The following is a 26,011-nucleotide window of genomic DNA, read 5'->3' on the forward strand; positions in this document are numbered from 1 at the left end:
GGTGAAGGTGATCACGGTGCGGGCGACGGGCTTCGACGCGGCGGCGGCCACGGGCGGCAGCGCGGCGGTGGAGACGGTGGCGGCCACGCCCGACGCGGGAGTGTCGCAGTTCGTGGGGCGGGAGGTGACGAAGCTGGACCGTCCGGAGCTCACGAGCGCGAAGATCATCGTCTCGGGCGGTCGCGGTCTGGGCAGCGGCGAGAACTATACGAAGGTGCTCGAGCCGCTGGCGGACAAGCTTGGTGCGGCGTTGGGGGCCTCGCGCGCGGCCGTCGATGCGGGCTACGTGCCGAACGACTATCAGGTGGGCCAGACGGGCAAGATCGTGGCGCCGCAGTTGTACATCGCGGTGGGGATTTCGGGGGCGATTCAGCACCTGGCGGGGATGAAGGATTCGAAGGTGATCGTGGCGATCAACAAGGATCCGGAAGCGCCGATCTTCTCGGTGGCGGACTACGGTCTGGTGGGCGATCTGTTTACCGTGGTGCCGGAGCTGACGAGCGCGCTGTAAGCGTTCGGCAGGCGCGATGTTGCGCCACGTTGCGCCGTATTGAAGTGAAGCTGCGGGGGCGTTCCCTCCGCAGCCGATCCGCATGGGGAGATGCGCGCCCGGGCAGCCGGGTGCGATCGATGTCCTCATGCGAATCGGAAGGTAATCAAGGAACAGCAATGGACAACGTCGATTGCGTCGTGATCGGCGCGGGTGTCGTGGGATTGGCCGTCGCGCGGGCGTTGGCGCAGGCCGGCCGGGAAGTGATCATCCTGGAATCCGAGCGCGCGATTGGCACCGGCACGAGTTCGCGCAACAGCGAAGTCATTCACGGTGGCATCTACTACCCCCCCGGCTCGCGCAAGGCCACGCTGTGCGTGGAGGGCAAGCACCGGCTATATGAATACTGCGTGTCGCACGGCGTGGCGCATCGCCGCTGCGGCAAGCTCATCGTGGCGACGAACGACCATCAGCTCGACGAACTCGAAGCGATTGCCGCCAATGCGCGCGCGAGCGGCGTGGACGATCTCCAGTGGCTCACGGCCGCGGAGGTCGCTCGGCGTGAGCCCGCGTTGCGCACGTTTGGCGCGCTGCTCTCACCGTCCACGGGGATCGTCGACAGTCATGGCCTGATGCTCGCCCTGCTCGGCGATGCGCAACGCGACGGCGCAATGCTGGCGTTCGAGTCGAGAGTGACGCGCGCGCGTGTCGGCTCACCTGCCGGCATCGAACTGGACGTCCAGACCCAGGGCGAAACCTCCACGCTGCTCGCGAAAACGGTCGTCAACAGCGCCGGACTCCACGCCGTCGATCTGGCCCGGCGATTCGAGGGGCTTGCGCCGGCGCATGTTCCCCCGCGCTACTACGCGAAAGGCAGCTATTTCAGCTGTACGCAACGCGCGCCGTTCTCGCACCTCATTTATCCCGTGCCGGAGCCAGGCGGACTTGGCGTGCATCTGACGCTCGATCTCGGCGGGCAAGCGCGCTTCGGTCCCAACGTCGAGTGGATCGACGACATCGACTACACGGTGAATCCGTCCGATGGCGACGGTTTTTACGAGGCGGTGCGGCGCTACTGGCCGACGCTGGCGGACGGCGCATTGCAGCCGGGGTATGCGGGAATTCGGCCGAAGATCAGCGGCCCGGGAGAACCGGCGGCCGACTTCCGTATCGATGGACCGGCCGTGCATGGCGTCGCGGGGCTCGTCAACCTGTTCGGTATCGAGTCGCCCGGCCTGACGGCGTCGTTGGCCATTGCCGAAGCGGTGCGCGCAGCGCTGTGACGCGAGACGCGGCCGGTGGCCCGTCTCGCGCGTCGACTGCAATCTGGCTAACCCCGTGTTGCCTGCCCGGCGGCGCCGCGAACGATGCGCGGCATGCCTGCCGGGCGGGACGCGTTGCGTCCCTGGCGGATGTCAGTACGCCCGCTCAGCGGACGGCTACCGGGGGCTTCCACGAAGCCGGGTTCGTCCAGAACACGCCCCGCAGGCGATCGGTGTCGCCGCACGGCGTGCTGCGTGCCGGCTTGCTGATCTGGCCTGCGCAGGCGCTGATGTCGCGTCCGGATTGTTGCAGGCGTTTCAGAATCGTATCGAGCATGCCCGATTCGCGCCATTCGTTGAGCTTGCGGCGGCAAGTCGGCACGGAGGGGTACTGCATGGGCAGCTTGGACCAGCTCTCGCCAGTGAACAGCACCCACAAGACAGCATTGGTCAGCGTGCGCTGCTCGACTTGAGGGCGGCCTCGTCGTTCCGTACGGACCGGTCGGTCGCAAATCAGATCACGCAGGGCGTGCCATTCAACGTCGCTCAGTTCAGTAAACATAACACCTCGACCCAAAACAAACGGAGGCGCCGCAGGGGGCGAGTCCGGATTCCGCGATCTCGCACGAACCGGTGCAGTCTGGTGCGTACTTATCGTCGAAACTCGGCCAAGGCGGCGTCGATCCCCGATGCTGGAAACACAAGCAACAAGCATGCCAGGACATCGGGTTCTCTCGTGAAGAACGCCGCGGGCGGGTCGGACCACACTGCGAAGGGAGCGTTTGACCAGCAAAAAAAACGCCCACTTGGCAGGTGGGCGCAGCTCCTGAGTGGCTATTGGGATAGGCAATCGCAAAAGCGTCAGGAGAAAAGGAATACGTGCCTTTTGGCCAGTCCGGATCGTTTGTTGTTCTCGGCTCTGGTCAGGGTGTCTCGCTCCACATGCGCCAGCTTGTCAAGCTTGCAGCCGCAATGATGACAAAAACGGCGGGTCGACGCGCTTCGGAATTACCCCCATTGCGGTGCATGGCGCCGGCCGAAGGCTGCTCGCCCAACAAGAGTGCCGGTCTGCGCCCCGATAGGGCACCGCGCCGCGAGAACGGGCGCAACCCGAGTGGGGGCAGGCGCAACCGTTATCGTCCGGTGAGAAAGTGGCCTGGTCCTGGCATGCGATACCGTCATGGTCGTGCGGCGGGGCCGTAGCCTATAATGTGCGCCTCCCATCGACATCGTCCATCGGCTGCGCGGAATCGCCGCCCGCCGGTCGGCGCCAGTGTGCGCACACGGCATGAGCAACGACAGCGGCAACAAGTATTCCGTTCCTGGTCTCGAGCGCGGGCTTCGCATTCTCATGACATTCTCTGCGCGCGAGCCGGTACTCGCGGGCGCCGACCTGGCCCGTCGTCTCGGTATTCCGCGCTCGACGGTTTTCCGTCTGTTGCAGACGCTGGAAGCGGAGGGCTTCATCGAGAAGGCGGGCGACGATCGCCACTACCGGCTCGGCGTGGCGGTGCTGCGTCTGGGGTTCGAGTATCTGAACTCGCTGGAGCTCACGGATCTGGGCACGCCGGTCATCGAGAAACTGCGCGACGCGACGGGTTTCTCGAGCCACATCCTGATTCTCGATCAGCGCGACGCGGTTTTCGTCGCGAAGGCGGCGAGCCGCGAGCTGGTGTTCGGCACGGTGCGTGTCGGTACGCGTTTGCCGGCGCACGCGACGGCCGTCGGCCACATTCTGCTCGGCGATTATTCGCTCGCCTCGCTCAAGCAACGGTATCCGGAGGGCAAGCTCGAGGCGTTCACGACCCATACGCCGACGACCGTCGACGCGCTCTACAAGGTTGTGCAGGAGGACATTGCCCGTGGCTACAGCATGAGCGAATCGTTCTTCGAGCAAAACATCTCGACCATTGCCGCCCCGGTGCGCAACCATCGGGCCCAGATCGTCGCGGTAATCAGCGTGACGATTCCGCAAGCCCGCGTGCAAGCGGATCTGCTCGGGAGCGGCATCGTCGAGAAGGTGGTGTCTGCCGCCGACGAACTCTCCCACAAGCTCAACTATCGCGCCGAGCGTTCGGCTCACGCGCTCGCCGCGCAGGAATAAGCGTTTGCCCTCCTGACGGGCCGGCTTTGTCGGCTATCGCGACCCGGACAAGTGCAAGCGGGTCAACGTGGCAGAACTCGCGAACATCCGCAACGGCGGCGCGCTGCTCGAGGCGAAGGCCGTACCGCAGGCACGGCAGAAGTTTCCGTGGCGCAAGCTGCTCGTGCTGTTTCGCAACCGCCGGATCGTTGTGGTCTGCGGCGGCCTGCTCTGCGGCTGGCTGCCGCGTCGCGGCGTCACCGTCGGCACGGCGCGTCAGGCCTCCACGGCCTGACGCCGATAGTCGCCGGGCCGCACGCCGGTCCACTTGCGAAACGCGCGAAAGAACGCGCTCGGATCGGCGAAGCCCAATGACAGCGCAATCTCCAGCATTGGCTTCGATGTGTGGCACAGCGCGTGGATCGCCAGGTCGCGTCGCAACTGGTCCTTGATCGACTGGTAAGACTGGCCTTCGTCTTCGAGTCGCCGGCGCAGCGTGGACGGCGTTGTGTGAAACTCGCACGCCAGCGTCTCGAACGCCGGCCAGCTATCGGTGGGCATCGTCTTGAGCCGACGACGCACCCGTGCCACCATCCCCTTCGTATTCTTGTACTTGAGAATGATGTTGGCGGGCGCGGCCCGCAGGAAGTCCTTCACCGTGACTTCGTCCTGGACCACGGGCAGGTCCAGGCACGACGCATCGAACTCGATCGCCGTGTGGGGCGCGTCGAATATCAGACGCGGCGCGTACATCGTGCGGTACTCGTCGCTGTAGACCGGCTCGGGATAAGCGAAATATGCCGCGCCCAAGGTGACGCGTCGTGCGATGAGCCAGCACGTCAGCGCATAGAAGAGAATGAGCAGCGTTTCATGCCCGAAGATGCGCGGCGAGCGCGCATCGGCCCGTTCATGAACCTCGAGCCGCGCGACGTCCCCGTCGCGAACCAGGCGCATTTCCAAGTCGTCGAGCAGCAGCGCCATGAAGCGCGTTGCGCGCTGCAGCGCGTGCTCCAGCGTGCGGCACGAAATCACGCTATGGCACAGCATTGCGAAGCTGCCCACTTTCATCCGCCGCGAATCCTGGCCGAAGAACTCGTCGTCCAGCGCGACACTGATGAGCCGCCACAAGTTCGCGTATCGGTCGGATGAGACCCGCGCCTGCGGATGCGCAAGCAACGAGGGAGCGATGTCGGCCGCCCGCAGCAGCGCCGTGACATTGCCGCCGAGCCGCTCGACGTGTGCCAGGGCATTGATGACGAAGTGAATCGAGATGCTGCCTTTTTCCATGCGTCGCGAAACGGAATACCGTAGCAGGGGGACGCAGGGATTCTAGCAGCGCGGCCCCCGCCGGCGCTTCCGGCCCCGTCCGAAAGGGGACTCGGTGTATTCCGATGTCGCGCACCAGGCCGGATGCCGGCGCTGGACCGGCTTATTTCGGCGCCATGCGCAGCGCGCCATCGAGACGGATGACTTCTCCGTTGAGCATCGCGTTCTCGACAATGTGGCGCACGAGCGCCGCGTACTCGGACGGCCTGCCGAGCCGCGGCGGGAAGGGCACTGACGCACCGAGCGCAGCCTGCACCTCGGGTGTCATGCCAGCCATCATCGGCGTCTCGAAAATGCCCGGTGCGATCGTGACGACGCGCACGCCCACGCGCGCGAGCTCGCGCGCCGCCGGCAGCGTCAGGGCCGCGACGCCGCCCTTGGACGCCGCATAGGCCGCCTGTCCGATCTGTCCGTCGAAGGCGGCGACCGACGCCGTATTGACGACCACGCCGCGCTCGCCCTCGGCGTCGGCCTCGCCGCCGGCCATCGCCGCCGCGGCGATCCGCAGCACGTTGAACGTCCCGATCAGGTTGACGTTGATGATTCGCGCGAAGCTGTCGAGCCGGTGCGGGCCTTGTTTGCCGAGAATGCGCTCGCCAATGACGAGCCCGGCGCAATTGACCACGCCGTTCAGGCCCCCGAAGGTTTGCGTGGCCGTTTCCACCAGACGCTGCACGTCGTCCTCGCGGGTGATGTCGGTCGCGACGAAGCGGGCGGCTTCGCCCAGTGCGTCCGCCTGTCTGGCGCCGGCGTCCACGTTGACGTCGCCAAGCACGACCTTGCCGCCTGCATTGACGAGCATGCGCGCAGTGGCGGCGCCCAGACCCGACGATGCGCCGGTCACGAGAAAGACACGATCCTTGATTTGCATGGGCTGCGGTTCCTGTGTAAGTGTGCTGCGTAAATGGTTTGCGTAAATGCTCTGCGTAAGTGCTTTGTGTAAGTGCGCTGTGTAAGCGCGTTGCGCAAATGGCTGCGTAAATGGCTGCGTAGGCTGCGCAAATGGCTGTGTAAGCGTGCTGCACAAGCGTGCGATTACCGGATCAGCCTGTCCCGCGGGCCGGGCCGGCCCGGGCCGCTTCGCACGTCTCGGCCGAGAACCGGTCGATCAGGCCGTGCCGACCGGTCGCGACGCGCCGGCCGAGGCCTGCGCCGCCTTGGCGATTTCCTGGTTGCGAAGAATGAAGCGTTGCAGCTTGCCGCTCGGGGTCTTGGGCAGTTCGGCGACGAACTCGACCTCGCGCGGATACGCGTGCGTGGACAGACGATGCCGCACGTGCTCCTGCAACTCGCGCGCCAGCGCTTCGGTCGGTGCGAACTGCGGATGCAGCACGACGAACGCCTTCACCAACTCCGTGCGCTCCGGGTCGGGCTTGCCGACCACGGCCGTTTCGATCACCGCCGGATGCTCGATCAACGCGCTCTCCACATCGAACGGGCCGATGCGGTATCCGGCGGAGGTGATCACGTCATCGTTGCGTCCCACGAAGCTGATGCTGCCGTCCTCGTTGCGCTCGACGGTGTCGCCCGAGAGGTAGTAGTCGCCCACGAATGCCGGCGTCTCGCGCTCCCAGTAGCCGGTGAACCACATGAGCGGCGACTGCTTGCGATCGAGCGCCAGCACGCCCGGCTGGCCAACGGGGCACTCGCGACCTTCGTCGTCGAGCACGACCACGCGGTGGCCGGGCGAAGCAAAGCCCGCCGCCCCCGCCTGCACGGGGTGCGCGAGCGCGTGGTGATTGCACACGACCATGCCGAGTTCGGTCTGTCCGTAGTGATCATGAATCGTCACGCCGAGATGCTCGTCGAACCAGCGGATGACCTCGGGGTTGAGCGGCTCTCCGGCACTCGACACGGCGCGAAGCTGTCCCTTCACCGGCGCGGCTGCCCGGTCCCCACCGGCGATCAGGAGCCGGAATGCCGTGGGCGAGCCGGCCAGGTTCGTGATGCCGAGCTTGCCGATGATGCGGTAGGTGCTCTCGACGGTGAACGGGCCATCGTAGAACGTGGTGGGCACGCCCAGCGCGAGCGGCCCCGTCACGGCATAGTAGAGACCATAGGCCCAGCCCGGATCCGCGATATTCCAGAACGCGTCGCTCGGACGCAGGTCGACCGCGTCGCGCATGTAGCCAACGAATGCCATGATCGCGCGCAGCGGCACCATGACCGGCTTTGCCGCCCCGGTCGTGCCCGACGTAAACATCATGAGGAACGGATCGTCACCGCGTCGCAGCACCGGCGCGAACGTCCCGCCGTGGGCCTCGACTTCATGCCAGAAGCTGAAGTCGCCGCGCCGCACGCCCTGTCCGCGCGCACCGCCGACCGTGGCCACCGGCGGGCAATGGGCGACTTCGTCGAGCTTGGCGCGATTCGCGCCGTCGGTCACCACGAGCTTGCTCTGCGCGCTGTGCAGGCGATGCTCGATTGCCTTCGGGCCGAACGCGGTGAAGAGCGGTTGATAGACAGCGCCCGCCCGCCATGTGCCGAGAATCGTCACGAGCAACTCGGGCGTGCGCGGCAGCAGGCCGCTCACGCGGTCGCCGGGTTGCACGCCCTGTTCCCGCAGAAAGTTGGCAAAGCGTGCGGAAAGTTCTTGCAACTGGCGATACGTCCAGGTCTGGCTCGCCCCCTCCTTGCCTTCCCAGAACAGCGCGATGCGGCCGGGAAGGGCGTGGCGGTCGCAACACTCGATGCACGCGTTCATTGCGTCGAGATTGCCGGCAAGCGTGGCACGCACGGTTGCGTCGAGATCGAACGCCCGGTAGGCGTCGGCGTAGTCCACAGTCATGGGTCGTCTCCTTTAGTCGAATGCGGGCCGGCAGGGTGCGCCGACGAGCAAGGGGCTTCGGCGGGCGGCTGCGGCTTCCCCGGGCGCTGTCTTGGGCAGGCGCGTCGCTCTCGGGGACGATGGCGAAATTCATCCTAATGCGCCCTGTCGGCGCCGGGCAATGTCCAAACGGGTCAGAGTGGGTGATGGATTTATCCACCCGGGCCGGCCGACGCCACGTCCGCCGGCGCGCCCCGGCTGGCGGGGCACCGGCCGCGGCAAGCGGAAATTCGGGGTTGTCCGAGGCGGCGATCGGACGTCTCCGATGGCAATTCCGCTCATCCAGTTTGCTGTTTTTGGCTATGGTGCCAAAGCGCGGCGATCCCTAAACTGGACCCATCGACACGACAGGCGCCAGCGGGCCGTTCGGATCCCGCGAGGGCGCAGGAGACAGACCATGGATTTCTATACCGAAGACCAGCGCATGATCCGCGACATGGCGCGTGCGTTCGCCACCGAACAGCTTGCTCCGAACGCCGCACAATGGGATCGGGATTGCGCCTTGCCCGACGCCATGGTCGCCCAGATGGGCGAATTGGGTCTGCTCGGCATGATGGTGCCGGAAGAGTTCGGCGGCTCGTACACGGACTACACGGCCTACGCGCTCGCCATGGAGGAAATCGCGGCGGGCTGCGCCTCCACGGCCACGATGATGTCCGTTCACAACTCCGTCGGCTGCGCGCCGATTCTGAAATTCGGCACGCAGGCGCAGCGTGAGCGCTGGCTGCCGGACCTGGCTGCTGGTCGCAAGATCGGCGCCTTCTGTCTGACCGAGCCGCAGGCCGGTTCCGAAGCACACAACCTGCGCACGCGTGCGGAGCGCCGCGGCGATAAATGGGTGCTCAACGGCAGCAAGCAGTTCGTGACGAACGGCAAGCGCGCGGCACTCGCGATCGTGTTCGCGGTGACCGACCCCTCGGCGGGCAAGCGCGGCATCTCGGCATTCATCGTCCCGACGAACACCAAGGGATTTGAAGTCGGTCCCCCCGAGCACAAGCTGGGCATTCGGGCGTCCGACACATGCCCGATCACGTTGGTCGACTGCGAGGTCGGCGACGACGCGCTGCTCGGCGAACCAGGGCAGGGGCTCAAGATCGCGCTGTCCAATCTGGAAGGCGGGCGCATCGGCATCGCGGCGCTCGCCCTCGGTGTCGCGCGCGCGGCGTTCGAAGCCGCACTGCGCTATTCGAGCGAGCGCCAGCAGTTCGGCAAGCCGATTCGCGAGCATCAGAGCATTGCGAACATGCTGGCGGACATGAGCACGCGCATCAACGCGGCGCGCTTCCTGATCCTGCACGCGGCGGCGTTGCGCACGCAGGGCTTGCCGTGCCTGTCGGAGGCGTCGCAGGCGAAACTCTTCACATCCGAGCTGGCCGAGTGGGTGTGCTCGCACGCGATCCAGATCCACGGCGGATACGGCTATCTGCAGGACTATCCGGTCGAGCGGCATTATCGGGACGCCCGCATCACGCAAATCTACGAGGGCACCAGCGAGATTCAGCGTCAGGTGATCGCCCGCGCACTGGAGTGAGGCGCCGCCGCGGCGTTGCGCGCCGGCAGGGCGCGCCGGCGGGGCGCACCGGCCGGTGAGACGGGAACGGGCACGGCCGGCTGGCGGAGTGCGAAGTGGGGGCCGAAGTGCGGGCCGACGTGGGGGCCGAAGTGCGGGCCGACGTGGGGGCCGAAGTGCGGGCCGCAATGGGGGGCCGAAGTAGTGACCGAAGTGGGGGCCGAAGTAGGGACCGAAGTAGTGACCGAAGTGGGGGCTGAAGTGGAGGAGGAAGGGAATTTGCAGGATGGCGCGGTTCGGGCCCAGGACGAAGTGTTGTTCGAGGTGGTCAACGGCTTCGGCGTGATCACGCTGAACCGGCCGCGCGCACTCAACGCGATCACGCACGGCATGGTGCGTGCAATGTGGACGCAGCTCAACGCCTGGGCCGTCGATCCCGCCGTGCATGCCGTGCTCATCGAAGGCGCGGGCGAAAAGGCGTTCTGCGCGGGCGGGGACGTGCGCGCACTGTACGACAGCCGCGTGAACAACGCGACCGCGCATCAGGCGTTCTTCGTCGACGAATACCGCCTGGACTACCTGATCCACCGCTATCCGAAGCCATACATCGCGCTGCTTGACGGCATCGTGATGGGTGGCGGCATGGGCGTAGCACAAGGCGCAGGCCTGCGGATCGTGACGGATCGCACGCGTCTGGCAATGCCGGAAACGGGCATCGGGCTGTTTCCGGATGTCGGCGCAAGCTGGTTCCTGGGCCATCTGGCGCCCACGCTGGCCCGCTACCTCGGGTTGTCCGGCGCTACCCTCACCGCCGCCGATGCGCTGTACTGCGGCCTGGCCGACGTCTGGCTCGAGGGCGACGCCCCCGAGCGATTCAGGCGCATGTTGCGCGAATACGACTGGTCGGCGGCCGTGGCAGGCAAAGACCGGGAGGGAGGGCCGGCCCGGTCGGGCGCGCGGAGGGCGCCAGGCGGGGCCGCGGACCCGACGCATCTTCTTGGCGCCCTGCGCGCGGCCATTCTGCCATTGGGCCGCACTTGGGCGGACAACGCTCCGCTTGCCCAGGTCCGCGCGACGCTCGACAGGCACTTCAGCGCCCTCGACGTGTCGGCCATCGTGGCGTCGCTCGCCCAGGACGTGCATACGCCTTGGGCGGCCGACACGCTCGCGCTGCTGCGGCAGCGCTCGCCGCTCAGCCTGTGGGTGACCGACCGGCAACTGCAGAAGGGGCGACGCCTCGATCTGGCCGATGCCTTTCGGATGGAACTGGGGCTCGGCCACCACGTATTCGCATCGGGAGACTTTGTCGAGGGCGTGCGCGCGCTGCTGATCGACAAGGACAAACAGCCGCGCTGGCGTTATGCCACGCTCGACGACGTGCCGGCAGCGCAGGTCGATGCCTTCTTCGTCTCGCCGTGGCCGGACGACGCGCATCCACTCAAAGCGTTGGGAGACGATTGAACTCGGGCAAACGCATGCGACAATGCCGGTTTTGCGGGGGACCGCACAATCCGTTGGAGTCCAGATGCTCGTCGAAATTGCCCGTCTGCTGCTAGACCTCGTTTTCTCGCTATTCGGCGCCTTGCTGTTACTTCGCGTGTGGATGCAGATGACACGCCTGCCGCCGCGTAATCCGCTCTCACAAGGGATTTTCCAGTTCACCAACTGGATCGTGCTGCCGTTGCGGCGCGTCCTGCCGGGCGTCGGCGGCATCGACTGGGCGTGCGTGGTCGGCGCCTGGCTGTGCGCCGTCGTTTATCTGGTGCTGATCACGGCGGTGGTCGGGGTGTCGCCGGTCACGGTATTCCCGCGTGGCTTGCTCGTCGCGCTCGTGCTGGTCGCGAAATGGGGGGCCAACCTGGTCATGTGGCTCACGCTGCTCATGGCGGTGCTGTCCTGGGTGAACCCGCGTGCCACGGCGATGCCGATTCTCCAACATCTGCTCGACCCGCTGCTGCGTCCGCTGCGCCGCGTGATCCCAATGCTCGGCGGCTTCGACCTCTCGCCGCTGGCACTGTTCGTTCTGATGCAGATTCTGTTGATTGTGCTGGCTCGCTTAAGCCTCTTCTTCGCGATGCTCTGATCGGCTCAGCCGATCCGTCCGATCCATCCGATCGCCCGAGCCGGCAGGCGGCGACGCTGCCTGCCGTGCCACGGCCTCGTCACCGTGCCCGGCGGCAGCGGCAGCACCGAGATCGCGAGCCCCATGGCCGGCGTGGCCGGCATGGCCGACATGACCATCGCCGCGATAGCGGGCGACGAGAGCATCGCGATCGCTGCGTTTCTCGCGGTCCTCGCTGCCATCCGCGGCGACTTCCTTTGCACCGGGACGCTGGCCCACCGCAATTGTCTCGTTCGTCACCGCGCGCTGCGCGGCCACCGGCGTCGACCGCGACACACCTTTGCGTCCTCCTGTCGAAGGCGCGAGCCCCAAGCGGCGCAGCACGCGATGACCGTCCTCGGTCACTGTCACTCTGGCTTGGCCTTCGTTGACCGCTACATGGACGAGGCGCGCCTGTTCCAGCGCGGCGAGATCGGGCCGTTCGAGCGCGTCGGCGTCGATGGGTCCCAGGGATGCGGCCGCCAACAGCAGCGTGGCGATTTCATGCGGGCTCAGCATGGTCTTGCTCCTCGAGGCGAATGCTTCACGTCAGCGTAGCGGGCACATGTTCGCCCACCACTACGCCATGTTGACTGCACGTTACGACTCGCCTCCGACCAAGCCTCCCCAGGCGGTCACACGACTGTCCTGTGAATCTGTTGCGTGAGATTTGCGGCCCCACCACGCACGCGGCGGGGCGGGAAAGACAAAGCCGACAAGGTCAATACGGGCGCTGCGTCGTCTTTGCCGCACTCCAGACATCGGATTGCCTAGCGCCCGGCAAGTTCGTGCATTCGGGTTTCCCCTAGTATGCCCGTATTTTACGTATCAAGGCGGCCCTTCCCCCTTGTTTTGACAGGGTTTGCAAGGAGGGTGCGAGGCTGTCGCACGCGCTCTGGCGCCATTTGAACTATTTTTTTTCTTTTGACGGGGTGGCGATGAAAATATACTTTCCTCCACTCCGAAGGATTGCCTGCATTCATGATCCACGCCGAATCGTTGCCCGCCGACTTGCCGCTCACCGAGCGCATCGTGCGTGCCATGCCCGATCTCACGCCAGCGCAGCAGCGCATGGCGGCGTTCGTGCTCGAGAACACGTTCCGCGCGGCGACCATGCGTATCGACGAGTTCGCGAATGCAGTCGGCGTGTCGCTCGCCACGGTCAATCGCTTCGCCCGTGCGCTGGGCTTTGACGGTTATCCGCAGTGCCGTGCCGCAATGGTGCGCGGCTTCGAGGCGACGCTCGCTCCCATCGAGAGTCTGCGCACGAGCAAGGCGCAGGCGAGCGCCAGTGCCGACGTGATGGCCGCATCGCTGGCCCAGGCGATGGAGAACCTCGACTGGACGCGTCGCTCGCTCGACGCCGGCACCTGCGAGCGCGCCGTCGACGCGATCCTGCACGCGCACCGCATCTACGTGGTCGGGCTCGGCGCCAGCGGCTATCTCGCCGGGCTGCTTCATCACGGCCTCGATCCGTATTGCGAGAACGTGCAGGCCGTGGTCGGGGCGGGCGGTTCCACGCATGCGGCGCGCCAGCTCTTCAAGCTGCGCGAAGGCGATCTCGTCATTGCGCTCGCCTTCCCGCGCTATGTCTCCGACACCATTACGCTGTGCCGCCGCTTGCGCGGTCGCGGCGTGCCGGTGCTGGTGCTCACCGACAGCCCGACCTCGCCGTTGGCGCCGCTGGGCGACATCGTGATCTTCGTTCGCAGCAAGCCGCGCCTGTCGAGCAACTCCGAAGCGAGTGTGCTCGCCATGATCGACGCACTGTGCGACGCCGTCGCGCAACGCGCCAAACACGCCGTCGACCGGGCAACCGAGCTGACCGATTTCCTGTTGCCGTGGCTCGACTCCGCGTCCCTCGCACCCGTGGGCTCGGCGAGCGCCGTGGCGCAGGTCGCACCGAACCCGGCCGCCGCCTCGCGCGTCGCGCCCGGCAATCAGGACAGAAAGGACAAAGCCTCATGAGTCATGCACAACGCGCGGTCATCGCCATTCACGGTGGTGCCGGCACCATCAGCCGCGACACGTCGCCCGAGGAGGTCAAGGCCTATCACGAAGCGCTGGCGGACGTGCTGCGCGCCGGCCAGGCGGTGCTCGCGTCGGGTGGCTCGGCCTTGGACGCCGTGACCGAAGCCGTGCGCCATCTCGAGGATTGCCCGCGCTTTAACGCCGGCCGCGGCGCCGTTTTCACTCACGAAGGCACGCACGAGCTGGACGCCGCCATCATGGACGGCGCCACGCTCGACGCCGGCGCCATTGCCTGCGTGCACCGCGTGCGCAATCCGATTCTGGCCGCACGCGCCGTGCTCGAGCGCAGCCCGCACGTGCTGCTCGTGGGCGAGGGCGCCGAGGCGTTCGCCGCGGCCCATGGCGCGGCGCTGGTCGATCCCGCTTATTTCTACACGCAAGCCCGGTACGCCCAGTGGCAGCGCGCGCTGTCCGAGGCGGCCGTCGCGCTCGATCATGACTTTCCGCTCAAGAAGGCGCCGATCGATCCGGACACGAAGTTCGGCACGGTCGGTGCCGTGGCGTGCGACGTCGGCGGTCACGTCGCAGCGGCCACGTCCACCGGCGGGATGACGAACAAGGCCGTGGGGCGCGTTGGCGACTCGCCCCTCATCGGCGCGGGCTGCTACGCCAACGACGCCACGGCCGCCGTGTCGGCCACCGGCACTGGCGAAGCGTTCATCCGCACGGTCGCCTGCTACGAAGTGGGCGCCCTCATGGCCTACGCCGGCCTGTCGCTGGCCGACGCCGCCGAGCGTGTGATCCGCGAGCGTCTGCCGCGCGTGCAGGGCCGGGGCGGTCTCATCGCCGTGGACGCGCAGGGCAACGTGGCGTTGCCGTTCAATACCGAAGGGATGTATCGCGGCGTGGCGCGCGTGGGCGAGACGCCCGTGACGGCCATCCACGAATGAACGCGGCGCGCCCGGGACACCAACCGGCCGCGCGCGCATCGGGACCGGGTTCAGCAAGAGAAGACGAGTGAGGACAGGCGTGGCAGAGCGTAAGACAACCCCGACGATTTCGTTGCCCGACGAGCGCGTGCTCGCCGTGAGCGGCCTTACCGTGCAGTTCGCGACGTCCGAGCGCGTGGTCACGGCCGTGCGCGACCTGAGCTTCCACGTCGACCGTGGCGAGACGCTGGCTATCGTGGGCGAATCCGGCTCGGGCAAGTCGGTGACCTCGCTGGCCGCCATGCGTCTGGTCGAGAACGGCGGCGGGCGCATCACGCAGGGCTCGATGGTGCTGCGCCGGCGCAACGGCACGCTGGTGGATCTCACCCGCGCGAGCGCCGGCACCATGCGCGGCATCCGCGGCGCGGACATGGCGATGATCTTCCAGGAGCCGATGACCTCGCTCAACCCGGTGTTCCCGGTGGGCGAGCAGATCGCCGAGTCGATTCGCCTGCATCAGGGCAAGGACGCCACCGCGGCACGCGCCGAAGCGCTGCGCATGCTCGAGCTGGTCCGCATTCCCGAGGCGCGGCGCGTGCTCGGCCGTTTCCCCCACCAGCTCTCGGGCGGCATGCGCCAGCGCGTGATGATCGCCATGGCGCTCTCGTGCAAGCCTGGCCTCCTGATCGCAGACGAGCCGACCACCGCGCTGGACGTGACGATTCAGGCGCAGATCCTGCAACTGATCCGCGCGCTGCAGGATGAAATGAAAATGGGCGTGGTGTTCATCACGCACGACATGGGCGTGGTCGCGGAGGTGGCCGACCGCGTGCTCGTGATGCACCGGGGCGATCAGATCGAGGAAGGCCCGTCGCAGGCGATTTTCCACGCGCCGCGCGAGCGCTACACGCAGGCGCTGCTCTCGGCCGTGCCGCGCCTGGGCTCGATGCAGGGCACCGACTTGCCCGCCCGCTTTCCGCTGCTGCGCTACGACGCCCCGGCCGATGCCATGCCGGCCCCCGAAACCCCGCAGCCGACGGTCAGGACCGACGCCGGCCCCATCCTGCGCGTGAAGGATCTCGTGGCGCGCTTTGACGTGCCGTCGGGCTTCTTCGGGCGCGTAAAGCAGCGCGTACACGCCGTCGAGCGCGTGAGTTTCGAACTGTATCCGGGGGAAACGCTCGGCCTGGTGGGCGAGTCGGGCTGCGGCAAGTCCACGACCGGACGCGCGCTGCTGCGGCTCGTGGCGAGCCAGGGCGGCTCGATCGAATTCGCCGGCCGGCCGATTCACGACCTTGCGGGCCGCGCGCTGCAAACGCTGCGCCGCGACATCCAGTTCATCTTCCAGGATCCGTTCGCCTCGCTCGATCCGCGCCTGACGGTAGGCTTCTCGATCATGGAGCCGCTGCTGGTGCACGGCGTGGCGAGTGGCGCCGAGGCCGAAAAGCGCGTGGCCGAGTTGCTCGAGCGCGTGGGCCTGCCGGCCGATTACGCGCAGCGTTATCCGCATGAATTCTCCGGCGGCCAGCGCCAGCGTATCGCGATCGCGCGCGCACTGGCGCTCAAGCCGAAGGTCGTGATCGCGGATGAATCCGTCTCGGCCCTCGACGTCTCCGTGCAGGCGCAGATCATCAACTTGATGCTCGACCTGCAGAAGGAGTTCGGCATTGCATTCCTGTTCATCTCGCACGACATGGCCGTGGTGGAGCGTATCAGCCACCGCGTGGCGGTGATGTATCTCGGCCAGATCGTCGAGATCGGGCCGCGCCGAGCGATCTTCGAGAATCCGCAGCATCCGTACACGAAGAAACTCATGTCGGCGGTGCCGATCGCCGATCCGGCGCGCCGCCACGCCAAGCGCGAGTTGCTCACGGAGGAAATTCCGAGCCCCATTCGCGCGATCGGCGACGAACCGCAAGTGCAGCCGCTGGTGGAAGTCGGCGCCGGACACTTCGTGGCGCGTCACCGCGTGGCCGGCGCATATTGAATTTGCCGGGGCCGGGCCCCGGCACATCCGGCAGCCAAGGCAGTACCCCGCAGTTGCAGTCGTCGTCAAAATTGCCCGCCAAGGGACGCAGTCACTGACTCGCCCGCGGCGACCCCGTCAGACCAGAAGGAGAAAGACAGATGTCGAAAAACGCTTTGTTGGCCGCTCGCTGGAAAACCGCGTTCGCGTCCGCCGCCGTGGCCTGCGCCGTGCTCGGCGCCGCCCCGGCGTTTGCCGCCAAGGATGTCGTGATGGCCGTGCAATCGACCTTCACGACGATGGACCCATACGATGCGAACGACACGCTGTCGCAAGCCGTGGCCAAGTCGTTCTATGAGGGCATGTTCGGTTTCGACAAGGACATGAAGCTCATCAACGTGCTGGCCGAGAGCTACACGGTCTCGCCCGACGGGCTCGTGTACACGATCAAGCTCAAGTCCGGCGTGAAGTTCCAGGACGGCACGAACTTCGATGCCGCCGCCGTCAAGGCGAACTTCGACCGCGTGACGAACCCGGAGAACAAGCTCAAGCGCTACAACCTGTACAAGGAAATCGCCAAGACGGAAGTGGTCGATCCGCACACGGTAAAGTTCACGCTCAAGGAGCCGTTCTCGCCGTTCATCAACACGCTGGCGCACCCCTCGGCCGTCATCATCTCGCCCGAGGCGCTCAAGAAGTACGGCAAGGACATCGCCGCGCACCCGGTGGGCACGGGCCCGTTCGAATTCGTCGAGTGGAACCGCACCGATCACGTCAAGGTGAAAAAATTCGACGGCTACTGGAAGAAGGGCTATCCGAAGGTCGACACCATCACGTTCAAGCCGGTGGTCGACAACAACACACGCGCGGCCGTCATGCAGACGGGCGAAGCAGGTTTCGCCTTCCCGGTGCCTTATGAGCAGGCCGAAGGCCTCAAGGCCAGCGGCAAGGTGGACGTGATCGCCGGCCCGTCGATCATCCAGCGCTACATCAGCTTCAACACGAAGCAAAAGCCGTTCGACGACGTGCGCGTGCGCCAGGCGATCAACTACGCCATCAACAAGGAAGCGCTCGTGAAGGTGGCGTTCTCGGGCTACGCCACGCCAGCCGATGGCGTCGTGCCCAAGGGCGTGGACTACGCGACCAAGACCGGCCCTTGGCCGTACAACCCGACCAAGGCCAAGGAACTGCTCAAGGAGGCCGGCTACCCGAACGGGTTCGAGACCACGCTGTGGTCGGCCTATACGTACACCACGGCACAGAAGGTGATCCAGTTCGTGCAGCAGCAGCTCGCGCAAGTCGGCATCAAGGCGCAGGTGCGTGCGCTCGAAGCCGGCCAACGCGTCGAGCTGGTCGAGTCGGCGCCCGATCCCGACAAGGCGCCCGTGCGTATGTACTACGTGGGCTGGTCGTCGTCGACGGGCGAGGCCGACTGGGCGCTGCGTCCGCTGCTGTCCTCGGAGTCGTTCCCGCCGAAGCTTTTCAACACCGCGTATTACAAGAACGATGCCGTGGACGCGGACTTCAGCAAGGCGCTGCTCACCACCGATCGCGCCGAGAAGACCAAGCTCTACACGGACGCGCAGCAGAAGATCTGGAACGATGCGCCGTGGGCGTTCCTCGTGACGGAAAAGCTGCTGTATGCGCGCAACAAGAACCTGTCGGGCGTGTACACGATGCCTGACGGCTCGTTCAACTTCACCGACATCTCGATGAAGTAAGCACCGCCGCGCGGTGTGCGGGGCCCGCGCCGCCGCCTTCACGGCGGGGGCGCGGATTCCGGCGCGGCCCGAGGGCCGCGCCGCAAGACCTGGTTTGGCAAGACGTTCGGCAAGATTGCGATGCTCACTTACTCTCTCAAACGCCTGCTCGGCCTGATCCCCACGCTGCTGATCGTGGCAGTGCTGGTGTTCGGCTTCGTGCATATGTTGCCGGGTGACCCGGCGCGTCTGGCCGCGGGTCCGCAGGCGGACGAGGCAACCGTGGCGCTGGTGCGCCAGGATCTCGGGCTGGACAAGCCGCTGCTCTCGCAGTTCACGCACTTCATCACGCATGCGGTGCGCGGCGATTTCGGGCTGTCGATGCGCAGCAAGCAACCGGTCTCGGCGGAGATCGGCAGCCGCTTCATGCCCACACTGTGGCTCACGGTGGTGAGCATGGTCTGGTCGGTGATCATCGGCATGGCGCTCGGCGTGGCATCCGCCGTGTGGCGCAATCAATGGCCCGACCGGCTCGGCATGACGCTGGCGGTCTCGGGCATCTCGTTCCCGGCATTCGCCATGGGCATGCTGCTCATGCAGGTCTTCTCGGTGCAGCTCGGCTGGCTGCCCACGATGGGCGCCGATTCCTGGAAGAGCTACATCCTGCCGTCGATCACCCTGGGCGCGGCCGTCGCGGCCGTCATGGCGCGCTTCACGCGCTCGGCCTTCGTCGAGGTGCTGCACGAGGACTTCGTGCGCACGGCGCGTGCGAAGGGCCTCAACGAAATGCGCGTGGTGTTCAAGCACGCGCTTCGCAACGCCATGATCCCCGTCGTCACCATGATGGGGCTGCAGTTCGGTTTTCTGCTCGGCGGCTCGATCGTCGTCGAGGTGGTGTTCAACTGGCCGGGGCTCGGACGCCTGCTGGTCGATTCGGTCGAGATGCGCGACTACCCGGTGATTCAGGCGCTGGTGCTGTTGTTCTCGCTCGAGTTCATTCTGATCAACCTCGTGGTCGACGTGCTTTATGCCGTCATCAACCCGACCATTCGCTACAAGTGAGGCACGCACGATGAACGCGGGTCAACCTACCACGGCCGCCCCTGCGGCGGCTTCCGTCGGCAACCATCGCGTGCGCACGCCGTGGCGCGAGTTCTGGCGCAAGTTCAAGAAGCAGCACATCGCCCTCGTGGCCGGCGTGTTCGTGCTGGCGCTGGTCGTCATCGCGATCCTCGCGCCCCACCTCGTGCCGTTCGATCCGGAGAACTTCTTCGACTACGACGCCCTGAACGCGGGGCCGTCCGCGAAGCACTGGTTCGGCGTCGATTCGCTCGGGCGCGACATTTTCAGCCGCGTGCTCGCCGGCACGCGCATCTCGCTTGCCGCCGGCTTCGGCTCGGTCGCACTCGGGGCCGTGGTCGGCACCGTGCTCGGGCTGCTCGCGGGCTATTACGAAGGCTGGTGGGATCGCATCGTCATGCGCATCTCCGACGTGCTGTTCGCTTTCCCGGGCATCCTGCTCGCCATCGGCGTGGTGGCCGTGCTGGGCAACGGCATGATCAACGTGATCGTGGCCGTGGCCATCTTCTCGATACCGGCTTTCGCGCGCCTGGTGCGCGGCAACACGCTCGTGCTCAAGCACATGACGTATATCGAAGCGGCGCGCTCGATCGGGGCGTCGGACTGGACGATCATCATGCGTCACATCCTGCCGGGCACGGTCTCGTCGATTGTGGTGTACTTCTCCATGCGTATCGGGACGTCGATCATCACGGCCGCCAGCCTGTCGTTCCTCGGTCTGGGCGCGCAGCCGCCCACGCCCGAGTGGGGCGCCATGCTCAACGAAGCGCGCGCCGACATGGTCAACGCCCCGCATATCGCCATCTTCCCGAGCCTGGCCATTTTCCTGACCGTGCTCGCCTTCAACCTGCTGGGCGACGGCCTGCGCGACGCGCTCGATCCGAAACTCGACCGGCATTGACGGAACTGCCGCGCCCCGCGGCGGATGCAAGCCATGACGCCTACGTCGGACCCTCGCGAAGCTCTGTTCGGCGCCCCCTACGTGGGGCTGCTGCCCGCCGGGCCGCGTCACGCGATCTCGGACGTGCCCGGCGTCTACGTGGGCCATGCGACGCTCGCGGACGGCCCCCTGCAAACGGGGGTGAGCGTGGTATGCCCGAGCCCGGCGGCAAGCGCCACGGCCGCGGCCACCGGACCGGCCGCGCACTGGGACCCGTTTCGCGCCAAGGTGCCCGCCGCCGCGGCGGTGATCAACGGCTTCGGCAAGAGCGTCGGCCTGATGCAGATCGACGAGCTGGGCGTCGTCGAGACCCCTATCGCGCTCACCAACACGTTCTCCGTGAGCCATGTGGTGCTCGCGCAACTGCGCGCGGCCATCGCGGCGAATCCGGACATCGGGCGCGCAGGCGCGTCGCTCAATCCCGCCGTGTTCGAATGCAACGACGGCTACCTGAACGACATGCAGGCATTCGGCGTCAACGAGGCGCACTACGCGCAGGCGCTCGCGCAAGCCTCGCCGGATTTCGCGCAGGGCGCGGTCGGCGCAGGCCGCGGCATGTCGAGCTTCGGGCTCAAGGGTGGCATCGGTTCGGCCTCGCGCATCGTCGAGACGGCCGGGGCGACCTTTACCGTTGGCGTACTGGTGCTGTCGAACTTCGGCCGGCCGTCGCAGCTGGTCATTGCGGGGCGCCATGTCGGGCCTGTGCTCGACGCGCGGCTCGCGCAACCCGAGCAGAGCGCCGCACCCGAGCGCGGCTCGATCATCATGCTGGTTGCCACCGACGCGCCCCTCGATGCGCGTCAGTTGCGCCGCGTTGCCGCGCGCACCGGCGCGGGACTGGCACGCACCGGCTCCGTGTACGGTCACGGCAGCGGCGACGTCGCGCTGGCGTTCACGACCGGATATACGGTGCCTTACGACGCGCAGGGCCGCGTGGCGCCGGCGGCGCTCGTTCCCGATGCCCTGCTCGACCCCATTTTCCAGGCTACGGCGGACGCCACCGAGCAGGCGATCCTGCACGCGCTCTTTGCGGCCGAATCCGTGCTGGGGCGCGACGGCCATGTGCGCCGCGCACTCGCGGACGTGCTGCCCGACTGGGCCGCGCTGTAAGCCTGTCACCGGACATGTCGACATCATGCGAATCCTGATCTCCGCCGATATCGAAGGCGTCGCGGGCGTCTTTCACGCCGAACAGACCCGCGCTGGCAACGGCGAATACGAACGCGCCCGCCGCTGGATGACGCGCGAAGCCAACGCGGCCGTCGAGGGCGCCTTCGCGGGCGGGGCCACCGAAGTCATGGTCAACGACTCGCATGGCGGCTTTCGCAATCTGTTGCCCGACGAACTCGATCCGCGGGCGCGCATCGTGCTGGGCAAGCCGCGCTATCTCGGCATGGTCTCGGGCGTGGAGGCCGGCTGCGATGCGGTTTTCATGATCGGCTATCACGGCAAGGCGCAAAGCGCGGGCATCCTCGCGCACACCATCAACAGCTTTGCCTTTGCCCGCGTGTGGCTGGGCGGCGCGGAGGCGAGCGAGGCCATGCTCTACGGCGCGCTTGCCGGCGAGCGCGGCGTGCCGGTGGTCATGGCCAGCGGCGACGACGTCTTCTGTGAGGAGACGCAACTGATTTTCCCGCATGCCCGCTTCGTGCAGACGAAGGCGGCCTGGGGGCAGGGCAGCGGCATGACGCTCACCCCGAGTCAGTCGTGCGATCTGATCCGCGAGGCGGCGAAGGAGTCGCTGTCGGACCCGCGCAAGTGGCATCCGTATGTGGTGCCGACCCCCGTGGAGGTGCGCTTGCAGGCGCAGACCACGGCGCTCGCCGACCTGTTCTGCCAGTGGCCGACGCTCGAGCGCGTGGATGGCGTGACGTTGCAGTACGAGGCGGCGAGCGTCGAGGCGGCCGTGCGCGTCCTGAACTGTCTGTCCGCCATGTCCTTCATGCTGCGCTGAGCACCCCGCGAAACCCACCGGTGCTCGCGGCAAGTCCTTGTATTCCATGGGTTTTCAGGGTTTTCGCCCGCCTGCGAGCCGACATTCGGGCCGCAGTACGCCTGCCGAGCACCATGCCGCGGGCCGGGCACCGGCGCCGTTCGCGCTCCGTTCGTGCTCCCTTCGTGCTCCCTTCGCGCTCCCTTCGCGCGCCGTCCTCGCCATGTTGCCGGGAAGCCACTGCGTCAGGGTTTGCCGGATCAGGTGGCCCGCAAGCGGCGTGCGATAATCCGTAATATTTTGTAACAGCCACACCGTCGTCCCGACGGCATCCTCGGATTATTGAGCGCCGGGCAGCTCCCGGCGGGGAATCATGGAAATCAGAAACGCCCGACGTTGGGCGGAGCCCGGCGCCAAACGCTACGTCGGCGCGTTAATGGTGGTATTTGCTGCGTTTCTTCTACGCAGCCTGATGCACCCGGTGCTCGATCATGCCATGCCGGGCGTGTTCTTCGCCTGCGCGGTCATCATCGTCGAGTTCACCTGGGGGCTGGGGCCGGCCATCATGGCAATGCTCATCAGCATCCCGATCTTCGATTTCTTCTTCGTGCCGCCGTTTCGCGACATCGCCATGCTCGACCGGCGCGACGTCATGATCGTGACCGGATTCCTGACGATCACCCCGCTCGCGGTCGTGCTCATCGAGCGCCTGCGCCGTGCGCAGTATCGCGCCGAGCTGATTGCCGAAGTCGCGCAGACGCGCTACGACATGTTGCTGCGCGCGGAGAACGAACGCATGGTGCTGTCCGATTCGGTCCAGCTCGGCAACGCGCTGATGACCTATCTGACGAAGCACCTCGACACCATCTTCTATCTGGCCAACCCGGCCACGCATTACGAGTTCGTCGACGAGCATTTCCGCCGCGCGACCGGCGTCACGCCCGAGGTCGTCAAGCGCGACGGACTGCGCGCGCTGCTGCATCCCGAGGACGCGGCGCGCCTGGCGGGACTCTTCAGCGCGGACGGCGAGCGTCCGCAGCACGGCGCGCACAACCTGCGCATCCGCACGCGCGAAGGCGGCTACGAGGTGTTTCATTGCGAGTTGCAGTATTTCCGCGCGCACGTCGGCACCTATGTCATCTTGCGTCTGCATGCCGGGCCGACGGTGCGTCCGGTCACGCCGTTGCATACGCTCGCGCCGGCGGCGAACGCGGGAGAAGTCAGCGAGGCGCCGATCGTCTCGGGCGGAGTTTGAGCATGTTTCAGGAATCGATTTTCTACAAGGGCGGCTCGCATGCCGTGCTGTTGCTGCCGGGACTGTCGAGTACGCCGCTCGAAATGCGCCCGGTCGCCAAGGCGCTGCATCGCGACGGATACACCGTGTGCGTGCCGCACATCGAGGGCTATGGGCTCGGTACGCCATGCACGAACTGGCGCGCGTGGATCGCCGCCGCGCGCGCGAAGTATCGCGAGCTTCGCGACACGCACGTCACCGTGTCGGTGTGCGGGCTGAGCATGGGCGCGACGCTGAGTCTCGCCGTCGCCCAGGAGGAGCCGGACGTGACGGCGCTTTCGCTGCTCGCGGTCACGCTGGTGTATGACGGCTGGACCATTCCCTGGTATTACCCGCTCATCGATCTCGTCTATCACACGCCGCTGCGCAATCGCTATCGCTATCAGGAGAAGGCGCCGTTCGGCCTGAAGAACGAAGCGCTGCGCGCGCGCGTGGCCAAGTCGATGTCCGAGCACGACGCCTCCGAGGTCGGCGCCGCCTCGCTGCCGCTCGCCCATCTCTACAATGCGCGGCGTCTGGCGGCTCACGTGCGCGAGCGCCTCGGGCGGGTGACGGCCGATTGCCTCGTCATTCACGCGGTCGACGATGATACGTCGAGCCCGCATAACGCGCGCCTGGTCTACAACGGCGTGTCGTCCGCAGTGAAGCAGAAATGCCTGCTCGGCGAGAGCTATCACATTCTCACGATGGACAACGAGCGCGAGACCGTCGCCGACGAGACGCGGCGTTTCTTTCGCGACGCCGTGGCGCGCCGCACCGGCGCGGCGAGCTCCGAGACACGCATCATTTCCAAGGCGCTGCTGCGCGCCAGACGCCGCCAGGCAGCCGCCTGAGATCCGGCGAGCGGCCTGCCCGGGCGGGCGGCGCCAGTGTGAACCTCGCGAGATGTCATCAAACTGCCATCGCTGGCCGGTTATGGTCGGGGTTTTCCGATCCAGCCGCTCGCACGCAAGGCGGGGCGGCGCTGCGCATCTCCGGCCATGTCATCGCTCGTCATCGATTCCGTCAGCAAGCAGTGGGGCAATACGCTCGCGCTGGCCGACGTGAGTTTTTCCGCCGACGCCGGCTCCCTCGTCGTGCTGCTCGGTCCGTCAGGCTGCGGCAAGTCCACGTTGCTGCGCATGATCGCCGGGCTCGAGACGCCGACGAGCGGTCGCATCGTGCTCGGCGGCGTCGACGTGACCGAGCTGCCGCCCGCGCGCCGCAGGCTCTCCATGGTGTTCCAGTCATACGCGCTGTTCCCACATCTGTCGGTGCGCGAGAACCTGCTGTTCGGCCTTCGCGTGCGCGGCGAGCCCGCGCGCGACTACCCGCGGCGTCTGGCGCGCGTGGCGTCGCTGCTCGGACTCGAGCCGTATCTGGAGCGCAAGCCGTCGCAGCTCTCCGGCGGGCAGCAGCAGCGCGTGGCGCTTGGTCGCGCCGTGATCGCCGAGACGTCGGTCTGCCTGATGGACGAACCGCTCTCGAACCTCGACGCGCAACTGCGCCAGGAGATGCGTCGCGAAATCCGCGCGCTGCAACGGCAGCTCGGCATGACGCTCGTGTACGTCACGCATGATCAGACCGAGGCGATGAGCATGGCCGATCAGGTCGTGCTCCTGCGCAATGGTCGCATCGAACAGTGGGGCGCGCCCCATACGCTTTACGCCGCGCCTGCCACGCCGTTCGCCGCGAGCTTCATCGGCACGCCGCCCATGCAATTGCTGCGTCTCGTGCGGCACGGCGACGCGCTCGTGCCCGCCGGCCAGACCGGCCCCGCGCTCGCCGTAGCAGGCGCGCGCGACGCCGCGCTGCTCGGCCTGCGTCCGGAGCATGTGCGCGCGGTGCCGCCGGGCTCGGCCGGCGCGGTGCTCGCGACGGTCGGCGCCGTCGAGTATCTGGGGGCGGACACGCTCGTGGCCTGCACGCTCGGCGACGCGGGCGAAATCGCCACGCGCGTGCCGGGGCATCGGCCGTTCGCGCGGGGCGAGCCCATCGGCCTGCAATGGGACCGCGCCGACCAGCACCTGTTCGATGCCGCCTCGGGCGCGCGCTTGCCGGCCGAGCCGGCTGCCGCCGACCCGATGGCGGCCTAGCACACATCTATCACCACGCTGACATGGGGAACCTAGCGACATGCGACGCACGATGATGAAAACGTTTGCGGCCGGCGCGGCCGCGCTGGCACTGAACGGTCTGACGGGGCTGGCGGGCCCGGCGATGGCCCAGCAAAAGCCGGTCGAGCTCACGTTCTACTATCCGGTGGCCGTGGGCGGTCCGGTGACGAAGATCATCAACGATCTGGTGGCGGACTTCGAGAAGGCGCATCCTTCCATCAAGGTGAAACCGGTGTACGCCGGCACCTATCAGGATTCCGTCGTCAAGGCGCTGACCGCCGCCAAGGCCGGCACGCCGCCACAGGTGGCCGTGTTGGCCGCCGCCGACGTCTTCACGCTGATCGACGAGGACGCCGTGGTGCCCATCGACAGCATTGCCAGCACGCCGGCCGACAAGCAGTGGCTTGACGGCTTCTACCCGGCGCTATTGATCCGGCCCTTGCGCACTTGAAATTTTCTGCACCACCCTCAACTCGGATTCATGCAAGCAACCGACATGAGAT

General features: G+C 66.8%; 23 protein-coding genes and 1 pseudogene. 19 read left to right on the forward strand and 5 right to left on the reverse strand.

The annotated features are described in order from the left end of the window. A partial coding sequence (locus tag CDN36_RS21650) for an electron transfer flavoprotein subunit alpha/FixB family protein (RefSeq protein WP_287497871.1) occupies positions 1-511 on the forward strand: 511 nt, incomplete at its 5' end. A gap of 158 nt (positions 512-669) precedes the next feature. Next, complete coding sequence (locus tag CDN36_RS21655; protein ID WP_287497872.1) at positions 670-1,773, forward strand: NAD(P)/FAD-dependent oxidoreductase; 1,104 nt, start codon at positions 670-672, stop codon at positions 1,771-1,773. Between the two features lie 145 nt (positions 1,774-1,918). Here the strand turns inward: CDN36_RS21655 and CDN36_RS21660 are convergent, their stop codons facing one another. Beyond that, positions 1,919-2,314, reverse strand: a complete 396-nt coding sequence (locus CDN36_RS21660; RefSeq protein WP_024788698.1) for a transposase — start codon at positions 2,312-2,314, stop codon at positions 1,919-1,921. 726 nt (positions 2,315-3,040) lie between these two features. On the opposite strand from CDN36_RS21660, the gene CDN36_RS21665 reads away from it, so the two are divergent. Then, a complete protein-coding gene (locus tag CDN36_RS21665; RefSeq protein WP_150557318.1) occupies positions 3,041-3,856 on the forward strand; it encodes an IclR family transcriptional regulator in 816 nt (271 codons plus the stop codon). 67 nt (positions 3,857-3,923) lie between these two features. Further along, positions 3,924-4,130, forward strand: a complete 207-nt coding sequence (locus CDN36_RS21670) for a hypothetical protein (RefSeq protein ID WP_287497873.1) — start codon at positions 3,924-3,926, stop codon at positions 4,128-4,130. On the opposite strand, the gene CDN36_RS21675 is transcribed toward CDN36_RS21670, so the two are convergent. The 3 genes from CDN36_RS21675 to CDN36_RS21685 form a co-directional block, all read right to left on the reverse strand. Beyond that, a complete protein-coding gene (locus CDN36_RS21675) occupies positions 4,112-5,122 on the reverse strand; it encodes an AraC family transcriptional regulator (protein WP_287497874.1) in 1,011 nt (336 codons plus the stop codon). The two genes, CDN36_RS21670 and CDN36_RS21675, sit on opposite strands and share 19 nt — an antisense overlap. 142 nt (positions 5,123-5,264) lie before the next feature. Then, the gene (locus tag CDN36_RS21680) at positions 5,265-6,032 is read right to left on the reverse strand and encodes an SDR family NAD(P)-dependent oxidoreductase (RefSeq protein WP_287497875.1); all 768 of its coding nucleotides are present in this window, start codon (positions 6,030-6,032) and stop codon (positions 5,265-5,267) included. Between the two features lie 237 nt (positions 6,033-6,269). Next, on the reverse strand, positions 6,270-7,949 hold the full coding sequence (locus tag CDN36_RS21685; RefSeq protein ID WP_287497876.1) for an acyl-CoA synthetase: 1,680 nt from the start codon (positions 7,947-7,949) through the stop codon (positions 6,270-6,272). Positions 7,950-8,385: 436 nt separating this feature from the next. Here CDN36_RS21685 and CDN36_RS21690 point away from each other — a divergent pair, with 436 nt between their 5' ends. From CDN36_RS21690 to CDN36_RS21700, 3 genes are all read left to right on the forward strand, one after another. Next, positions 8,386-9,519 (forward strand): acyl-CoA dehydrogenase family protein, encoded by a 1,134-nt coding sequence (locus CDN36_RS21690; protein WP_287497877.1) that lies wholly within the window; start codon positions 8,386-8,388, stop codon positions 9,517-9,519. Between the two features lie 219 nt (positions 9,520-9,738). Next, positions 9,739-10,959, forward strand: a complete 1,221-nt coding sequence (locus CDN36_RS21695; RefSeq protein WP_353846877.1) for an enoyl-CoA hydratase/isomerase family protein — start codon at positions 9,739-9,741, stop codon at positions 10,957-10,959. A gap of 64 nt (positions 10,960-11,023) precedes the next feature. Beyond that, complete coding sequence (locus tag CDN36_RS21700; protein ID WP_150557313.1) at positions 11,024-11,581, forward strand: YggT family protein; 558 nt, start codon at positions 11,024-11,026, stop codon at positions 11,579-11,581. Here the strand turns inward: CDN36_RS21700 and CDN36_RS21705 are convergent. Continuing rightward, the gene (locus CDN36_RS21705) at positions 11,555-12,118 is read right to left on the reverse strand and encodes a hypothetical protein (protein ID WP_287497878.1); all 564 of its coding nucleotides are present in this window, start codon (positions 12,116-12,118) and stop codon (positions 11,555-11,557) included. The two genes, CDN36_RS21700 and CDN36_RS21705, sit on opposite strands and share 27 nt — an antisense overlap. A 462-nt stretch (positions 12,119-12,580) precedes the next feature. On the opposite strand from CDN36_RS21705, the gene CDN36_RS21710 reads away from it, so the two are divergent. The 12 genes and pseudogenes from CDN36_RS21710 to CDN36_RS21765 all read left to right on the forward strand — a co-directional run. Continuing rightward, positions 12,581-13,567 (forward strand): MurR/RpiR family transcriptional regulator, encoded by a 987-nt coding sequence (locus tag CDN36_RS21710; RefSeq protein WP_150557311.1) that lies wholly within the window; start codon positions 12,581-12,583, stop codon positions 13,565-13,567. After that, positions 13,564-14,520: an isoaspartyl peptidase/L-asparaginase family protein gene (locus tag CDN36_RS21715; protein ID WP_287497879.1), complete on the forward strand. Its 957-nt coding sequence runs from the start codon at positions 13,564-13,566 to the stop codon at positions 14,518-14,520. The genes CDN36_RS21710 and CDN36_RS21715 overlap by 4 nt, the downstream gene beginning before the upstream one ends. 79 nt (positions 14,521-14,599) lie before the next feature. Then, a complete protein-coding gene (locus CDN36_RS21720) occupies positions 14,600-16,486 on the forward strand; it encodes a dipeptide ABC transporter ATP-binding protein (protein WP_287497880.1) in 1,887 nt (628 codons plus the stop codon). 140 nt (positions 16,487-16,626) lie between these two features. After that, a complete protein-coding gene (gsiB, locus tag CDN36_RS21725) occupies positions 16,627-18,186 on the forward strand; it encodes a glutathione ABC transporter substrate-binding protein GsiB (protein WP_287497881.1) in 1,560 nt (519 codons plus the stop codon). A gap of 120 nt (positions 18,187-18,306) precedes the next feature. Then, entirely contained in the window at positions 18,307-19,227 is a 921-nt protein-coding gene (gsiC, locus tag CDN36_RS21730) for a glutathione ABC transporter permease GsiC (protein ID WP_287497882.1), read from the forward strand. Between the two features lie 10 nt (positions 19,228-19,237). Further along, the gene (gene gsiD / locus CDN36_RS21735; protein ID WP_287497883.1) at positions 19,238-20,146 is read left to right on the forward strand and encodes a glutathione ABC transporter permease GsiD; all 909 of its coding nucleotides are present in this window, start codon (positions 19,238-19,240) and stop codon (positions 20,144-20,146) included. A gap of 24 nt (positions 20,147-20,170) precedes the next feature. Then, positions 20,171-21,295 (forward strand): DmpA family aminopeptidase, encoded by a 1,125-nt coding sequence (locus CDN36_RS21740; protein WP_287497884.1) that lies wholly within the window; start codon positions 20,171-20,173, stop codon positions 21,293-21,295. A gap of 25 nt (positions 21,296-21,320) precedes the next feature. Next, on the forward strand, positions 21,321-22,139 hold the full coding sequence (locus CDN36_RS21745; RefSeq protein ID WP_287497885.1) for a M55 family metallopeptidase: 819 nt from the start codon (positions 21,321-21,323) through the stop codon (positions 22,137-22,139). 352 nt (positions 22,140-22,491) lie between these two features. Continuing rightward, entirely contained in the window at positions 22,492-23,373 is an 882-nt protein-coding gene (locus CDN36_RS21750) for a DUF4118 domain-containing protein (protein ID WP_150557304.1), read from the forward strand. Between the two features lie 2 nt (positions 23,374-23,375). Beyond that, positions 23,376-24,245: an alpha/beta hydrolase gene (locus CDN36_RS21755; protein WP_287497886.1), complete on the forward strand. Its 870-nt coding sequence runs from the start codon at positions 23,376-23,378 to the stop codon at positions 24,243-24,245. Positions 24,246-24,392: 147 nt separating this feature from the next. Continuing rightward, on the forward strand, positions 24,393-25,487 hold the full coding sequence (locus CDN36_RS21760; protein ID WP_287497887.1) for an ABC transporter ATP-binding protein: 1,095 nt from the start codon (positions 24,393-24,395) through the stop codon (positions 25,485-25,487). Between the two features lie 40 nt (positions 25,488-25,527). Further along, positions 25,528-25,938: pseudogene (locus CDN36_RS21765) on the forward strand (extracellular solute-binding protein); the annotation flags it as partial. Positions 25,939-26,011 lie beyond the last annotated feature (73 nt).

This window comes from Pandoraea sp. CB10b_02, from assembly GCF_002216225.1.
GTDB classification, from domain to species: domain Bacteria; phylum Pseudomonadota; class Gammaproteobacteria; order Burkholderiales; family Burkholderiaceae; genus Pandoraea; species Pandoraea nosoerga.

Bases quoted from the DNA above. Each gene is read 5' to 3' on its own strand.
- CDN36_RS21655 (WP_287497872.1), top strand. From the start codon at position 670: ATGGACAACGTCGATTGCGTCGTGATCGGCGCGGGTGTCGTGGGATTG.
- CDN36_RS21660 (WP_024788698.1), bottom strand. From the start codon at position 2,314: ATGTTTACTGAACTGAGCGACGTTGAATGGCACGCCCTGCGTGATCTG.
- CDN36_RS21665 (WP_150557318.1), top strand. From the start codon at position 3,041: ATGAGCAACGACAGCGGCAACAAGTATTCCGTTCCTGGTCTCGAGCGC.
- CDN36_RS21675 (WP_287497874.1), bottom strand. From the start codon at position 5,122: ATGGAAAAAGGCAGCATCTCGATTCACTTCGTCATCAATGCCCTGGCA.
- CDN36_RS21680 (WP_287497875.1), bottom strand. From the start codon at position 6,032: ATGCAAATCAAGGATCGTGTCTTTCTCGTGACCGGCGCATCGTCGGGT.
- CDN36_RS21685 (WP_287497876.1), bottom strand. From the start codon at position 7,949: ATGACTGTGGACTACGCCGACGCCTACCGGGCGTTCGATCTCGACGCA.
- CDN36_RS21690 (WP_287497877.1), top strand. From the start codon at position 8,386: ATGGATTTCTATACCGAAGACCAGCGCATGATCCGCGACATGGCGCGT.
- CDN36_RS21700 (WP_150557313.1), top strand. From the start codon at position 11,024: ATGCTCGTCGAAATTGCCCGTCTGCTGCTAGACCTCGTTTTCTCGCTA.
- CDN36_RS21705 (WP_287497878.1), bottom strand. From the start codon at position 12,118: ATGCTGAGCCCGCATGAAATCGCCACGCTGCTGTTGGCGGCCGCATCC.
- CDN36_RS21710 (WP_150557311.1), top strand. From the start codon at position 12,581: ATGATCCACGCCGAATCGTTGCCCGCCGACTTGCCGCTCACCGAGCGC.
- CDN36_RS21715 (WP_287497879.1), top strand. From the start codon at position 13,564: ATGAGTCATGCACAACGCGCGGTCATCGCCATTCACGGTGGTGCCGGC.
- gsiB (WP_287497881.1), top strand. From the start codon at position 16,627: ATGTCGAAAAACGCTTTGTTGGCCGCTCGCTGGAAAACCGCGTTCGCG.
- gsiC (WP_287497882.1), top strand. From the start codon at position 18,307: ATGCTCACTTACTCTCTCAAACGCCTGCTCGGCCTGATCCCCACGCTG.
- gsiD (WP_287497883.1), top strand. From the start codon at position 19,238: ATGAACGCGGGTCAACCTACCACGGCCGCCCCTGCGGCGGCTTCCGTC.
- CDN36_RS21740 (WP_287497884.1), top strand. From the start codon at position 20,171: ATGCAAGCCATGACGCCTACGTCGGACCCTCGCGAAGCTCTGTTCGGC.
- CDN36_RS21745 (WP_287497885.1), top strand. From the start codon at position 21,321: ATGCGAATCCTGATCTCCGCCGATATCGAAGGCGTCGCGGGCGTCTTT.
- CDN36_RS21750 (WP_150557304.1), top strand. From the start codon at position 22,492: ATGGAAATCAGAAACGCCCGACGTTGGGCGGAGCCCGGCGCCAAACGC.
- CDN36_RS21755 (WP_287497886.1), top strand. From the start codon at position 23,376: ATGTTTCAGGAATCGATTTTCTACAAGGGCGGCTCGCATGCCGTGCTG.
- CDN36_RS21760 (WP_287497887.1), top strand. From the start codon at position 24,393: ATGTCATCGCTCGTCATCGATTCCGTCAGCAAGCAGTGGGGCAATACG.